The 14,060-nt window shown below is 70.5% G+C and carries 14 protein-coding genes; 9 read left to right on the top strand and 5 right to left on the bottom strand.

The features are described from left to right. Positions 1-332: 332 nt before the first annotated feature. The gene (locus G472_RS0119665; protein ID WP_029009749.1) at positions 333-1,520 is read left to right on the top strand and encodes a hypothetical protein; all 1,188 of its coding nucleotides are present in this window, start codon (positions 333-335) and stop codon (positions 1,518-1,520) included. Positions 1,521-1,542: 22 nt separating this feature from the next. Here G472_RS0119665 and G472_RS0119660 read toward each other — a convergent pair whose 3' ends face one another. From G472_RS0119660 to thrC, 4 genes are all read right to left on the bottom strand, one after another. Beyond that, positions 1,543-1,746 (bottom strand): hypothetical protein, encoded by a 204-nt coding sequence (locus tag G472_RS0119660; RefSeq protein WP_029009748.1) that lies wholly within the window; start codon positions 1,744-1,746, stop codon positions 1,543-1,545. Positions 1,747-1,872: 126 nt separating this feature from the next. After that, positions 1,873-2,463 carry a GNAT family N-acetyltransferase gene (locus tag G472_RS0119655; protein WP_029009747.1) on the bottom strand — a complete coding sequence of 197 codons (591 nt, stop codon included), beginning with the start codon at positions 2,461-2,463 and terminating at the stop codon, positions 1,873-1,875. Between the two features lie 9 nt (positions 2,464-2,472). After that, on the bottom strand, positions 2,473-3,732 hold the full coding sequence (locus tag G472_RS0119650; RefSeq protein ID WP_029009746.1) for a M16 family metallopeptidase: 1,260 nt from the start codon (positions 3,730-3,732) through the stop codon (positions 2,473-2,475). Then, positions 3,729-5,150, bottom strand: a complete 1,422-nt coding sequence (thrC, locus tag G472_RS0119645; protein ID WP_029009745.1) for a threonine synthase — start codon at positions 5,148-5,150, stop codon at positions 3,729-3,731. Before thrC ends, G472_RS0119650 begins: the two co-directional genes overlap by 4 nt. Before the next feature lie 738 nt (positions 5,151-5,888). Here thrC and coxB point away from each other — a divergent pair. The 8 genes from coxB (at position 5,889) to G472_RS0119605 (ending at position 12,125) form a co-directional block, all read left to right on the top strand. Then, entirely contained in the window at positions 5,889-6,731 is an 843-nt protein-coding gene (gene coxB, locus G472_RS0119640) for a cytochrome c oxidase subunit II (RefSeq protein WP_029009744.1), read from the top strand. 63 nt (positions 6,732-6,794) lie between these two features. After that, on the top strand, positions 6,795-8,411 hold the full coding sequence (gene ctaD / locus G472_RS0119635) for a cytochrome c oxidase subunit I (RefSeq protein WP_029009743.1): 1,617 nt from the start codon (positions 6,795-6,797) through the stop codon (positions 8,409-8,411). A gap of 98 nt (positions 8,412-8,509) precedes the next feature. Beyond that, positions 8,510-9,412 (top strand): heme o synthase, encoded by a 903-nt coding sequence (cyoE, locus tag G472_RS0119630; protein ID WP_029009742.1) that lies wholly within the window; start codon positions 8,510-8,512, stop codon positions 9,410-9,412. Continuing rightward, a complete protein-coding gene (locus G472_RS38955) occupies positions 9,409-9,549 on the top strand; it encodes a hypothetical protein (protein WP_156927183.1) in 141 nt (46 codons plus the stop codon). The genes cyoE and G472_RS38955 overlap by 4 nt, the downstream gene beginning before the upstream one ends. Further along, on the top strand, positions 9,549-10,163 hold the full coding sequence (locus tag G472_RS34375) for a cytochrome c oxidase assembly protein (RefSeq protein ID WP_051341044.1): 615 nt from the start codon (positions 9,549-9,551) through the stop codon (positions 10,161-10,163). Before G472_RS38955 ends, G472_RS34375 begins: the two co-directional genes overlap by 1 nt. Positions 10,164-10,186: 23 nt before the next feature. Beyond that, on the top strand, positions 10,187-11,029 hold the full coding sequence (locus G472_RS0119615; protein ID WP_029009741.1) for a cytochrome c oxidase subunit 3: 843 nt from the start codon (positions 10,187-10,189) through the stop codon (positions 11,027-11,029). Then, positions 11,026-11,412, top strand: coding sequence for a DUF983 domain-containing protein (locus G472_RS0119610; RefSeq protein WP_029009740.1), 387 nt, complete (start codon positions 11,026-11,028; stop codon positions 11,410-11,412). The genes G472_RS0119615 and G472_RS0119610 overlap by 4 nt, the downstream gene beginning before the upstream one ends. After that, complete coding sequence (locus G472_RS0119605; RefSeq protein ID WP_029009739.1) at positions 11,409-12,125, top strand: SURF1 family protein; 717 nt, start codon at positions 11,409-11,411, stop codon at positions 12,123-12,125. Before G472_RS0119610 ends, G472_RS0119605 begins: the two co-directional genes overlap by 4 nt. Here the strand turns inward: G472_RS0119605 and G472_RS0119600 are convergent. Further along, entirely contained in the window at positions 12,122-14,035 is a 1,914-nt protein-coding gene (locus tag G472_RS0119600; RefSeq protein WP_169732837.1) for a glycosyltransferase 61 family protein, read from the bottom strand. The genes G472_RS0119605 and G472_RS0119600 overlap by 4 nt on opposite strands. Positions 14,036-14,060 lie beyond the last annotated feature (25 nt).

Here is a 14,060-nt window from a genome sequence, read left to right as displayed (position 1 = left end):
GTCCTCGGCTGTGCCGGATGCGGAAACGGGGCTCGCGTGGAGAATGCCTGCACGGGACGCGCCGTGGGAGCCCGACAATGCCGGATCAGGGTTAATTTTTCGTCAAGCCGCCCCGCCGTCGGACCCGTGCTTTCTAGGCCGAATCCCCTACGACCCGCAATGGCATTGTGACACGAAAGCGACAGGCAATTTCGAAAGTGGACCGTTCACGCCCGTCCGGCGCGGGCGCGGTCCGTCGGAATGGGCCGGCCCACCCACCGTCCGGGCAGGCGACGCGCCGCTGCAGCGCCCCACCTTACCATCGGTACAGGACGCGCGAAAGGGAGGGACGCATGCTGCGGACCGTGCTGGCCGCGGGGCTCGTGGCCGGAGGAGTGATGCTGGCGTTGAACGCCCGCAGCGCCACCGGGGGCGGCGACGGCGTCGACCGGCTGTGGGCCGCCGTCGATGGCACCGCCGCGGCGATCCTGGACCGCCGCGAGGGGGATTGGCGCGGCCCCGGCTCCTCCTACGCGCCGGTGGGGGAGCGCTCGTACACCCTCAACCGGCTGCTGGACGAGGCGGTGGACCGGCTGTCGCAGGGCTCCGCCGCCGACCTGCGGGCCCGCATCGCCGGCTTGCGGCGCGACCTGGCGGCGCGCGAATCCGATGTCGCCCGGCTGCGCGCCGAACTGGCGGCGCTGCCGGAGGACCGTTGCGACGCCGCCGGGGTCGACGCGTCGTTCGTGGCCCGGCAGGTGTCCTGCCTGTTCGCCACGTCGCGCGGCGACCAGATCGAGCGCATCGCGCAGGCCCGCCGCGACATCGGCCACATGACGGAGGAGATCGACCGGCTGACCGGCGCCTTCGCGGCCTCCCTGACCGACGTCGGCATCGAGCTGACGCCGGAGCAGGTGGACGGCCTGCTGCGCCTGGCGACCGCCGAAAACATCGTGGCCGCCCACACCGTCTATGAGAATCTGCGCCAGGTGAACGCCGAGCTGCAGCGCGTCACCATCGCCAGCGACGAGTCCCTGGAGGTGGCACGGCGCTATTACGGGGTCTATGCGGTGCTGCTGGAGGTGGCGCTGCACATGCACGAGCGTTTCCTGGACACGGTCCGGCACGAACACCTGCCCCGCCTGGCCGGCATTGAGGCCGACGCCCGCCGCGCCCGGGCCGAGGCCGCCCGCCTGCTCGCCCGCGAAGGCGAGGGCCCGCTGAGCGCCCAGCTCGACGCCAACCTGAGTGCACTGGACACCACGCTGGAGGCGGCCGGCCTCTACCGCCAGACCCTGGAGGAGCAGTCGGCCGCCGTGTCGGCGGCGTGGGAGCGCGTCGCCCGCCAGCGCGACGTGGCGGTCAACACCTGGCGCACCGTGCGCGCCTCGGCCGACATGCTGGCGATGATGAGCGAAACCGGGCGCGCCTTCGAAACCCTGATGGATCTCCAGCTTCCACCCCCGCGCGCCTTCGCCAACCAGCAATTGGAGAGGGAGTTCGAGCGCCTGACGGCGCGGCTCGTGGCGGACCGGCGATAAGGGCGCCGGCCGCCGGAGCGGATCAGGTCCGCCCGGAGGCGACCTTAAGGGCAACGCCGCGGGCCTGCATGAACTCGGGCCGCCGGTCGACCAGACGGGGGCCGTCGTAGACCGCCCAGCCGCTCTGGAACCCCGCGGGCTCGTAGCGCAGATCGACGCGCTGGCCGCCGTGGCGCAGGGAGAAGTGATGGGCGGATTCTTTCGTCCAGGTGTGGGTATCCGACATTTTCATCCTCGGAACAGCGAGCGGTCCGTGGCTGGTATGGTAGGATACAAGTGTTAAGCGGGGTTTAACCGGGCAGCCCCTGACGCCTGCAATGAAGGGGTGCCCTACCCCTTCCGGCGCCGGCCGTCAGCCGCGCCATTCCTCCCGCAGCATGGCGTAGAGCACATGGTCGCGCCAGGCGCCGTCGATGCGCAGGTAGCCGCGGGCATAGCCTTCGTGGGTGAAGCCGACCTTTTCCAGCAAGCCCCGGCTCGGCTGGTTGGTGGGCAGGCAGGCGGCCTCCACCCGGTGCAGGCCGAGCTGGCCGAACGCGAAGTCCAGCACCAGGCGCGTACCGCCGGAGACGTAGCCGCGCCGGGCGTAGGGCTCCCCCACCCAGTAGCCGAGCGTCGCCATCTGGGCCACGCCGCGCCGGACGTTGGACAGGCCGATCCCGCCGACCAGCCGGTCGGTAGCGCGGTCGAACACCAGGAAGCTGTAGCCCTCGTCGTCCCGCCACTCCTGCGCCTGGCGGCGCAGCCGGCGGGCGAAGGCGGTGCGGGTCAGGGCGTCGGCCGGCCAGGTCGGCTCCCACGGGGTGAGAAAGGCGCGGGAGTTGGCGCGCAACTCCGCCCACTCCCGCCAGTCGCGCGGCAGCGGCGGGCGGACATAGCACGCCTGACCATCGATGCGGACGGCCGGGGGGCTGATCAACCCGGCGCCCAGCAGGCGCATCATAGGCGGTCCTCAGGCGAGGCGGGCGACGATCCGGTCATAGCTTTCCAGACGCCCCAGGGGCCCGAGCGCGGTAAGCGTCGGCCGGCTGCTCCGCAGGCGGCGCGCGGCGCGGCCGACCGCCTCGCGGTCGACGCCGTCGATGCGGGCGACGATCTCCTCCACCGGCACCGGCCGCCCGTAGACCAGAAGCTGCTGGCCGAGCTGTTCGCAGCGCGACATGCTGCTTTCCAGCGCCATCAGCGTCCCGGCCTTAAGCTGGGCCCGCGCCCGCGCGACCTCGTCCTCGGTCACACTGTCGCCGACCTTGCGGATCTCCTCGCAGACCACGGGCATCAGCTCGGCGACCTCCTCGTCGCCGGTGCCGGCGTAGACGCCGAAAACGCCGCCGTCGCGGTAACCGCCGGTGAAGCTGTAGATCGAATAGACCAGCCCCCGCTTCTCCCGCACCTCCTGGAACAGACGGGACGACATGCCGCCGCCCAGCAGGGTGGAGAGCACGGAATGGGCGTAGAAATCCGGGTCGTGTATGCCCACGCCGTCGAAGCCCAGCACCAGGTGGAGCTGCTCCAGGTCGCGCTCCTCGCGGAACTCGCCGCCGGTGTAGCGCGCGGGCTCCACCTCCGGCAGCGTGCCCGAGGGCAGGCCGGCGAAGGCCTTCTCCGCCATGGCGACGAACCGGTCGTGGTCGACGCGCCCGGCCGCCGACAGCACGATGGACGGACCGGCGTAGTGGCGGCCGACGTAATCGACGAGCGCCGCGCGCGGCAGCTTGCCCACGATCTCCGCCGAGCCCAGCACCGGCCGCCCCAGCGCCTGCCGGGGGAAGGCGGTGGCCTGGAAATGGTCGAAGATGATATCGTCGGGGGTGTCGGCCGCCTGGCCGATCTCCTGAAGCACCACGGTGCGCTCGCGCACCAGCTCCTCCTCATCGAGGACGGAGTGCTGGAGCATGTCGGAGATGATGTCGAGGGCGAGCGCCGTGTCCTCGTGCAGCACCTTGGCGTAATAGGCGGTGTGCTCGCGCGTGGTGTAGGCGTTGAGCTGGCCGCCGACGTTCTCGATCTCCTCGGAGATGCGGTAGGCGGAGCGCCGCTCGGTGCCCTTGAAGAGCATGTGCTCGACCAGGTGGGCGACGCCGTTGACCGCGGCCGCCTCGTTGCGGGTGCCGACGCCGACCCAGCAGCCCAGCGACACGGTGCGGACGTCGGGCATGGTGTCGGTGGCCACGCGCAGACCGTTGCTCAGCGTGGAGACGCGGACGCTGCTCATGCGGCCTCCGTGACGGCGCGGGCGCGCCGGGCAACGTAATCCTGCACGGCGGCGACGTCGTTGGGCAGGACGTCGAAGCGCTCCTCCCGCTCGAACAGATCGGCCAGGCGCGGCGGCAGGGCCGGCCGGCTGCCGGTGGCCTTCTCCACCGCGTCGGGGAACTTGGCGGGGTGGGCGGTGCCCAGCACCACCAGCGCCGCGGCGGGGTCGAGGCCGGCGTCATCGGCGGCGGCGCGCGCCGCCGCGACACCGACCGCCGTGTGCGGATCGACCGTGTAGCCGCACCGGACCTTCGTGCCGGCGACGGTGGCCATGGTGGCGTCCTCGTCCACCCGGTGGGCGGAGAAGGTGGCGAGCGCGTGGCGGAGCTGGTCGTCGGTCACACGGAAGCGCCCCTCGGCGCGGAAGCGGCGCATCGTCTCGTCGACCGCGGCGCCGTCGCGGCCGTGCAGGTCGAAGAGAAGGCGCTCGAAATTGCTCGAAATCTGGATGTCCATGCTGGGACTTAAGGTAGGCGTCACCGGCGTCATCGCCATGGTCCCGCTCTCGAAAAAGCGCGCCAGGATATCGTTGGTGTTGGAGGCCACCACCAGCCGTTCCACCGGCAGCCCCATGGCGCGGGCGGCGTAGGCAGCGTAAACGTTGCCGAAGTTGCCGGTCGGCACCACGAAGGCCAGCGGCCGGTCGGGCGCCCCCAGCGCCACCCCGGACGCGAAGTAATAGACGATCTGGGCCATGATGCGCGCCCAGTTGATGGAGTTGACCGCCGACAGCTTCAGCCGGTCGCGGCAGGCGGCGTCGTTGAACAGCGCCTTCACGATGTCCTGGCAGTCGTCGAAGGTGCCTTCCAGCGCGATGTTGTGCACGTTGGACGACAGCACCCCGGTCATCTGGCGGCGCTGCACCTCCGACGTGCGGCCGCGGGGGTGCAGGATGAAGATGTCGATGTTGCGCCGGTCGCGGCAGGCTTCGATGGCGGCCGACCCGGTGTCGCCCGAGGTGGCGCCCACCACCGTCACCCGCTCCCCGCGTTTGGCCAGCACATGGTCGAACAGGCGCCCCAGCAGTTGCAGCGCCACATCCTTGAAGGCCAGCGTCGGGCCGTGGAACAGCTCCAGCACCCAGGTCCGCTGGTCGAGCTGGACCAGCGGCACCACCGCGGCGTGATCGAAACCGGCGTAGGCGTCGCGCACGATGGCGCGGAACGCGTCTTCGGGAATGGCATCGCCCAGGAAGGGCAGCATGACTCGCACGGCCACCTCGTCATAGGGCAGACCGCGCATGGCCCGGATCTCGGCGGCGGAGAACTGCGGCCAGCTCTCCGGCACGTACAGCCCGCCGTCGCGGGCCAGTCCGGTCAGCAGAACATCCTCGAACCCCAGGACCGGGGCCGCACCCCGCGTGCTCACGTACCGCACAGACCACTCTCCCACCGATGAAGAGCGGTACTTAACGACAGCACCGGGCGAACCGCAAGCGGGTCGCGGGGGAATCCGCCTTTCGCGCCGCCGCGCCTACTCGGCCGCCTCGCGCGACCGGCGGCCGTCCTGCGCCACCTGCCAGCGCCACCTGCCAGCGCCACCTGCCAGCGCCACCTGCCAGCGCCACCTGAAGGATCTTCGACTGTTCTTGCACCCGTCCTTCGACGCGCGACACCCGGTCCGCCGCGTCCCGAATGTCGGTGCACGTATCCCGCAACGCGGTCCGCACGTCCCGGAGTTCCGCTTCCCGTTCCGGCGTCATGGCGCCCCTCTCGCGGCGGCGCCAACCGGCCCACGAATCAGCTTGGATCCGACGCGGGTCCGGCACCGGGGGAAGCGCAGCCACTCTGCGGCAACCTGTCGCACTTCATTCCCGACGGCCAAGCTCAACTATCGTCGATATTGCGGCGTGGAAGGCATTCCGCTATGCGGCATGGCGACGCATAGGCGGAATGGAAAGCCTTGTAAGCCGCCGCTCGAAAGGGCTAAATTTGAACTGCGGGAATTTGCCGCACGTGTGTGGTTATTTTCCGCGACGAGACATCACGGCCCGCCGGATCCGCCCGACCGAGCCCCGAACGCAAACGGGGTCGACACAACAAGGGCGAACGGAAGGGTCCGCGGGACGGGACAACCGCGGTCCGAGGCAGACCGCGGCAACGAGAAGGGTTGGGGATGAAGAGGCACACCATCCGCGCCGCCGGCGTGGCGGCGCTCATCAGCGCATTCTGTTCGTTGGGCGGATTGTCCGGCACCGCGATTGCCGGCCAGCCCCAGCCCTGGCAGTTGGGATTGCAGGAGCAGGCGTCCCCGGTCATGGGGCAGCTCGTCAGCTTCCACAACCTCCTGCTGGTCATCATCACGGTCATCACGCTGTTCGTGCTGGCGCTCATGGGCTACGTGATGTTCCGCTTCAGCGCCAAGCGGAACCCGCAGGCGACCAAGACCTCGCACAACACCCTGCTCGAAGTGGCCTGGACCGTCGTCCCGGTGATCATCCTGGTGGTGGTCGCCGTGCCGTCGTTCCGCGTGCTCTACTTCCTGGAGCAGGTGCCCGAGTCGGAGATGACCATCAAGGTGACGGGCCGCCAGTGGTACTGGGACTACGAATACCCGGACCACAACAACATCGCCTTCTCCAGCTACATGGTCCAGGAAGAGGACCTGAAGCCCGGGCAGCCGCGCCTGCTGGCGACCGACACCAACGTGGTGCTTCCGGTCGGTACCACGGTGCGCATCCAGATCACCGCCGGCGACGTCATCCACGCCTGGGCCATGCCGGCCTTCGGCATCAAGAAGGACGCGGTGCCCGGCCGGCTGAACGAGACCTGGGTGCGGATTGAGAAGGAGGGCCTCTATTACGGCCAGTGCTCCGAGATCTGCGGCGTCAACCACGGCTTCATGCCGATCACGGTCGAGGCCGTCTCGAAGGAGAAGTTCGCCGAATGGGTCGAGCAGGCGAAGCTCGCCTACGGCACCCCGAGCCGGGAAGTCGCGCAGGCGACGCCCGCCCGCTGACGCGGCACCCGGCGGCGTGAACGAACGACAAGACGGCTGCAAGGCCGACAAGAGGGACGAGATATGGGCAACGGGACTTCAGGGGCGGGTGCCGGCGCGCACGGTGATGCGCACCACGACCACCACACGCCAGGCTTCGTCGAGCGCTGGTTCTTTTCCACCAACCACAAGGACATCGGGACGCTGTACCTGGTGTTCTCCGTCATCGCCGGCCTGATCGGCGGCCTGTTCTCGGTGATCATGCGCGCCGAGCTGCAGGAGCCGGGCATGCAGTTCATCGCCGACGGCCAGGTGTGGAACGTGTTCATCACGGCCCACGGCCTGATCATGGTGTTCTTCGTGGTCATGCCGGCATTGATCGGCGGCTTCGGCAACTGGTTCGTGCCGCTCATGATCGGGGCGCCGGACATGGCCTTCCCGCGCATGAACAACATCAGCTTCTGGCTGATCGTGCCGGCCTTCCTGCTGCTGCTGGCCTCGGCCTTCGTCGGCCAGGGTGCGGGTACCGGCTGGACCATCTATCCGCCGCTGTCGGGCAGCATGGGGCAGAACGGGCCGTCGGTGGACATGGCGATCTTCGCCCTGCACCTGGCCGGCGCCTCGTCGATCCTGGGCGCGGTGAACTTCATCACCACCATCTTCAACATGCGCGCGCCGGGCATGACGCTGCACAAGATGCCGCTGTTCGTGTGGGCCATGCTGGTGACCGCCTTCCTGCTGCTGCTGGCCGTGCCGGTGCTGGGCGGCGCCATCACCATGCTGCTGACCGACCGCAACTTCGGCACCGCCTTCTTCAACCCGGAGGGCGGCGGCGACCCGATCCTGTTCCAGCACCTGTTCTGGTTCTTCGGCCACCCCGAAGTCTACATCATGATCCTGCCGGCCTTCGGCATCATCAGCCACATCGTGTCCACCTTCTCGCGCAAGCCGGTGTTCGGCTATCTCGGCATGGCCTACGCCATGGTGGCCATCGGCGTGGTCGGCTTCGTGGTGTGGGCGCACCACATGTACACGGTGGGCCTGGACGTCGACACCAAGGCGTACTTCACCGCCGCCACGATGATCATCGCGGTGCCCACGGGCATCAAGATCTTCTCGTGGATCGCCACCATGTGGGGCGGCTCCATCGAGTTCCGGGTTCCCATGCTGTGGGCGCTGGGCTTCATCGCCCTGTTCACCGTCGGCGGCGTGACCGGCGTGGTGCTGGCCAACGGCGGCATGGACGTGGCGCTGCACGACACCTACTACGTCGTCGCCCACTTCCACTACGTGCTGTCGCTGGGTGCGGTGTTCTCGATCTTCGCCGGCTGGTACTACTGGATCGGCAAGATGTCGGGGCGCCAGTATCCGGAGTTCTGGGGCAAGGTGCACTTCTGGACGACCTTCATCGGCGTCAACCTGATCTTCTTCCCGCAGCACTTCCTGGGTCTGGCCGGGATGCCGCGCCGCATTCCCGACTATCCCGACGCCTACGCCGGCTGGAACATGGTCTCGTCCATCGGCGCCTACATCGCCTTCGCCTCCACCCTGCTGTTCGTGTGGATCGCCTACCGCACGCTGACCAGCGGCGAGCGCGTCGGCGCGGCCTATTGGGATAGCCCGACCGCGACCACGCTGGAGTGGACCGTCAGCTCGCCGCCGCCGTTCCACGCCTTCGAGACGCTGCCGCAGGTGAAGTGAGGTGGCCGGCAGCCCCCGCAGCCCCTAAATGGGGAACGGGGGCTGCGCGGTTACCGAAGCGGGCGGCAACGACCGCCCGCGACACCGGAGGGAAGACAATGACGGATCTCACCGTCCAACAACGGGTGTCCGGCGCCACCGCCGGGGACTTCATAGAGCTTCTGAAGCCGCGCGTGATGTCGCTGGTGGTGTTCACCGGCTGGGCCGGGCTGATGGTGGCGCCGGGGGACATCCACCCGGTGCTGGCCGCGGTCGCCGTACTGTGCATCGCCGTGGGCGCCGGCGCGTCGGGCGCCATCAACATGTGGTACGACCGCGACATCGACGCGGTCATGGCGCGCACCGCCCGGCGACCGATCCCGTCGGGACGGGTCGATGCCGACGACGCGCTGGCCTTCGGCGTGGTGCTGGCGTGCGCCTCGGTGCTGGTGATGGGGCTGGCGGTGAACTGGGTGGCGGCGGCGCTGCTGGCGCTGGCGACCCTGTTCTACGTCTTCGTCTACACCATGTGGCTGAAGCGCCGCACGCCGCAGAACATCGTGATCGGCGGCGCCGCCGGCGCCTTCCCGCCGATGATCGGCTGGGCGGCCGTGACCGGCGGCGTGGACGTGGCGGGCATCCTGCTGTTCCTGCTGATCTTCCTGTGGACGCCGCCGCACTTCTGGGCGCTGGCGCTGTTCCGCAGCGGCGACTATGCCCGCGCCGGCGTGCCCATGCTGCCCGTCGTCGAAGGGCCGGAGACCACCAGGCGGCAGATGCTGCTGTACACCCTGCTGCTGCTGCCGGTGGCCGCCGGCCCCTGGTTCCTGGGCATCGCCGGCCCGGTCTACCTGGCGGGGGCGCTGGTGCTGGGCGGTCTGTTCGTGGCCAGCGCCGTGCGCGTCCTGCGCGCCACCGACGACAAGCCGGCCAAGCAGATGTTCGGCTTCTCGATCCTCTATCTGTTCCTGCTCTTCGCCCTGTTGGTGGGTGAGCGGATCATCGCGGGAGTGACGCCATGACGGAGATGACGATGACCGAGTCCGACGAGGAGCGCCGCCGCCGCCTGCGCGGGCGCAATCTCGCGATGCTGGCGGTCCTCATGGGGCTGGTGGCGCTGTTCTACGTGATCACGCTCGTCAGGATGGGCGGGAACTGATGGATGACACCACGCGACGCCGCAATCGCAAGCTGCTGATCTCCCTGTTCGGCCTGGTCGCCGGCATGATCGGTCTCGCCTACGCGTCCGTGCCGCTGTACGCGCTGTTCTGCCAGGTGACCGGCTTCGGCGGCACCACCCAGCGCGCCGATGCGGCGCCGGACACCGTCCTGGAGCGCACGATCAAGGTGCGCTTCAACGCCGACACCAACCGGGCCCTGCCCTGGTCCTTCCGGCCGGTGGAGCGGGAGGTGACGGTGAAGGTGGGCGAGACCCACATCACCAGCTACCGCGCCGCCAACCGCGGCGAGTCGCCGACCGTGGGCACCGCGGTCTACAACGTCACGCCGGACAAGGCCGGCATCTATTTCAACAAGATCGAGTGCTTCTGCTTCACCGAGCAGGTGCTGCATCCCGGTGAGGAGGTCGACATGCCCGTGGCGTTCTTCGTCGACCCCGCCATCGCGAGCGATCCGAAGATGGGGGACGTGAGCACCATCACGCTCTCCTACACCTTCTTCCGCGCCAAGGACGCCGAGGCGGCCCTGGCGCAGGTCAATGACGACTCGAACGACAAAGACAACCGACGGGCGACCACGCCCGCCACGAACTGATACCAGGACGGGGTTGGAGAACGATGGCCGACATCACGCACGACGGGCATGGGCCCGGCGCACCGCATGGCAGCGAGGGCATCCCGCAGCCGTACCATCTGCTGAGGCCCAGCCCGTGGCCGCTGCTCGGCGCCTTCGCCGGCGGCCTGCTGGCGCTCGGTCTGATCTTCTACATGCATTACGACACGGTCTGGCTGGCCGTCGCCGGCTTCCTGTCGGTGCTCGCCGTCATGGCCGGCTGGTGGCGCGACGTCATCAAGGAGTCGGTGGTCGAGAAGGCGCACACGCCCGTCGTCAAGATCGGCCTGCGCTATGGCATGGCGCTGTTCATCGCCTCCGAGGTGATGTTCTTCGCCGCCTTCTTCTGGGCGTTCTACGACGCCGCGCTGTTCCCCAAGGTGTTCGCGGACAACCCGCAGGGCGTGTGGCCGCCGCCGAACATCGAGACCTTCAACGCCTTCGAACTGCCGCTGATGATGACGCTGATCCTGCTTCTGTCGGGATGCACCGTCACCTGGGCGCATCACGCCATCATCGCCGGGCGCAACAGTGAAGCGTCGAAGGCGCTGGGCCTGACGGTGCTGCTGGGCGTGCTGTTCACCTTCTTCCAGGCCTACGAGTATTCGCACGCCCACTTCGGTTTCAGCGACGGGATCTATTCCTCCGCCTTCTACATGGCGACGGGCTTCCACGGCTTCCACGTCATCGTCGGCACCATCTTCCTGGCGGTGTGCTGGTGGCGGACGCTGAAGGGCCACTTCACGCCGGCCAGCCACTTCGGGTTCGAGGCGGCGGCCTGGTACTGGCACTTCGTCGACGTGGTGTGGCTGTTCCTGTTCGTGTCGATCTACTGGTGGGGGTCGTGACGCCGGTGGGCGACGATGATCACCCCACCGTGTCGCCGTTCACCGCGGGCCTGCGTTGCGCCTGCCCGCGGTGCGGCAAGGGACGTCTGTTCAAGGGTTACCTGACGGTGGCCGATCGCTGCGGCGTGTGCGGGCTGGAACTGGCCCGCCACGACAGCGGCGACGGCCCCGCCGTCTTCCTGATCTTCATCCTGGGCTTCCTGGTGGTGCCGGTCGCCCTGGTCGTGTCGCTGAACGTGGAGTGGCCGCTGTGGCTGCACGGGTTCATCTGGGGTGCCGTCATCCTGGGGTTGGCACTGGGCATGCTGCGCCCGGCCAAGGCCTATGTGGTGGCGCTCCAGTACCGTCACCGCCGCAGCGAGCTGGAGGACGGCGGGCCGTGACCCGCTCCTCCCTGTGGGCGACGCTGTTCGCCCTGCCCGCCATTCTGGTCATGCTCGCCCTCGGCACCTGGCAGGTGCAGCGGCTGGAGTGGAAAAACGAGCTGATCTCCCGGGTGCAGGAGCGCGCCGCCCTGCCGCCCGCCCCGCTGCCGGCCGCGCTGCCCGATCCCGCGTCCTTCGAATTCCGGCCGGTCACCGTCACCGGCCGCTTCCTGCACGACCGCGAGATGCTGACCGTCGCCCGGCCGCGCCAGGGCATGGCCGGCTACGAGGTGGTGACCCCGCTGGAGCGCAGCGACGGCGGCCCGGCGGTCCTGGTGAACCGCGGCTTCATCCCCATGGACCGCCGCGATCCCGCGACCCGGCCGGAGGGGCTGGTGACCGGCGAGGTGACCGTGCGCGGAGTCGCCCGCCTGCCCGCCGAGCCCGCCTGGCTGCACCCCGGCAACCCCGAACCGGGGACCGGCCCCGGCACCGTCTGGGGCTACGCCGATCCCCCCGCCATGGCCCGCGCCGCCGGCCTTGCCGCCGCGGCACCGCTGATCGTCGAGGCCCTGCCCGGACAGGCGCCGGGCGGTGTCCCCGCGGGGATCGAGCCGCGCCTGGAGTTGCCCAACAGCCACCTCCAGTACGCCGTCACCTGGTACGGGCTGGCGGCCACCCTGCTGGTCATCTACGGGATGATGATGGTGCGCGGCCGGCGGGACGCTTAGGCCCCCACCACCCGCTTGACCGCGTCCCGTACCGCCGCGGGCTCCACCGTGAAGTCGCAGTCGAACGCCAGCGCCCCGCGATTCGCGGCCGCCTCGCCGACCACCTGCCGGTAGGGCTGGCCGATCAGGCCGGCCAGGATGCCGTACTGGGGCAGGACGCAGCGCCCGTGGGTCAGCTCCACCACGCCGCACCCCGCCGGGGCGAACACGATCGCCGCGAAGCCACCGCCCACCGGGCCGACGATCAGCTCCGCCTCGCCCAGGATGCGAAGCTGCTCCGCCATGCCCATGCCGGCGGGCTCGAACCGCTCCACCCCCTCGCCCGCCAGGGCGTCCAGGATCGCCGCCTCGTTCAACACCGCCCGGTGGCCGGCGCCGCGGCGCGACAGATAGAGCCGCCGGCCCGGCCGGCGCAGCGGCGGGATGCCCAGCCGCTCGCGCAGGAAGGCCGCGTACTCCGGCGCCATGTACTGGAAGGCATGGGTCAGCGACGGCAGCCACAGGCGGCGCACGCGGGCCGGTGCGCCGGCCGGCAAGGGCGCCAGGCGGCCCGGGTCCACCCCCAGCCGGCCCAGCAGCCCGACGGCCGCCGGGTGAAGCGCCGGCGCCACGAGCAACGGCAACGCGGCCAGTTCGGGAAACCGCTCCAGGACCAGCAGGCGCGACAGCCAGTCCAGCACGTCGTGGGCGAAATTGCCGGAGCCGCCCAGCAGCACCGCCTCGTCGGTGTCCGCCCGCCGCTCCGCGCCCAGATCCAGCAGCACGCGGTCGTCTGCGGTGTGCAGCGCGTAGTCGGGCAGCAGCGTCAGGCTGCTGCGGGAATAGGCGTGGAGGCCGTCCAGCAGCAGCGCCTCCGGCCCGGCCAGCACCGCCAGGTTGGACGGCAGGACCAGCGCGTCATTGACGCGGGTCAGGAACAGCTCCGGCCGCCGGAAGGTCACCGTGTCCCAGCGGTGGAAGCCGGCGCGCACGCTCACCGTCCGCTCCGGCAGGACCCTGTGGTAGGGATGCCCGGCCACCGCTGCCTGCTCGGCAGCGGCGACGATGCGCGCGGGCTGCAGGTGTCCCGGGGTGCGTCCGGCCAGATGGGCCGCGCGCCGGTACCACGCCGCACCCGCCGCCGCGTCACCGGCGGCGAAGGCCGCGGCGGCCATGCGGTGGAGGTCCGCGCCGGCGGCGGGATCCCCGGCCAGCGCGGGCCGCAGCACCGCCACCGCCCCGCCGGCGCGGCCGAGCCGCAGCAGCGCCTCGGCCAGCGCGCCGCGGGCCGCCGCCAGCCCCGGCTCCAGCACCAGGGCGCGGCGCAGCAGCGGCGCCGCTGCGGCGGGGTCGTCGGCGTCCAGGAACAGCACCGCGCGGTTGACCAGGGGGGCCGCCCGATCCGGCCGGAGCGCCACCGCCGCGGCGAAGGCACCCGCCGCCTCCGCTTCCGTCCCGAGCGCACGCCCGGCTTCACCGAGGCCGGTGCGGGCCTCGACGGACAGGGGGTCGGCGACCACGGCGTCCCGCCAGGCATCACGGGCCTCCCCCGTGCGCCCCAACGCCTGCAACAGGGCGGCCCGGCCGCGGGCGGCGCCGGGATGGCCGGGGCGCACGGCCAGGGCGCGGCCGTACCGGACCAGCCCCTCCCCCGCCCGGCCCAGCGCCCGCAACGCGTTGCCGCCGTTGGCCCAGGCCGCCGCGGCGCCGGGATCGAGGACCGTGGCGTCGCGCAGCAGCGCCGCGGCCGCGGCGGCGTCGCCCCGTTCCAGGCGCAACGCGCCCAGCAGGTTGCGCGCGTCGAACAGGTCCGGCACCGCCGCCAGGATGGCACGGTAGAGCCCCTCCGCCGCCTCGTGCCGTCCGGCGCGGTGGTGGTCCAGGGCGAGCGCCAGCGCGTCGCCGACGGTCATGCCCCCACTTGCCGCCATGCCCCGCTCCCCCCCACTATCAGGG

Source organism: Azospirillum halopraeferens DSM 3675, from assembly GCF_000429625.1.
In the GTDB taxonomy this organism is placed as follows: domain Bacteria; phylum Pseudomonadota; class Alphaproteobacteria; order Azospirillales; family Azospirillaceae; genus Azospirillum; species Azospirillum halopraeferens.
Note: the sequence above shows the minus strand (reverse complement) of the source record. Positions and strands in the feature narration are given on the sequence as shown.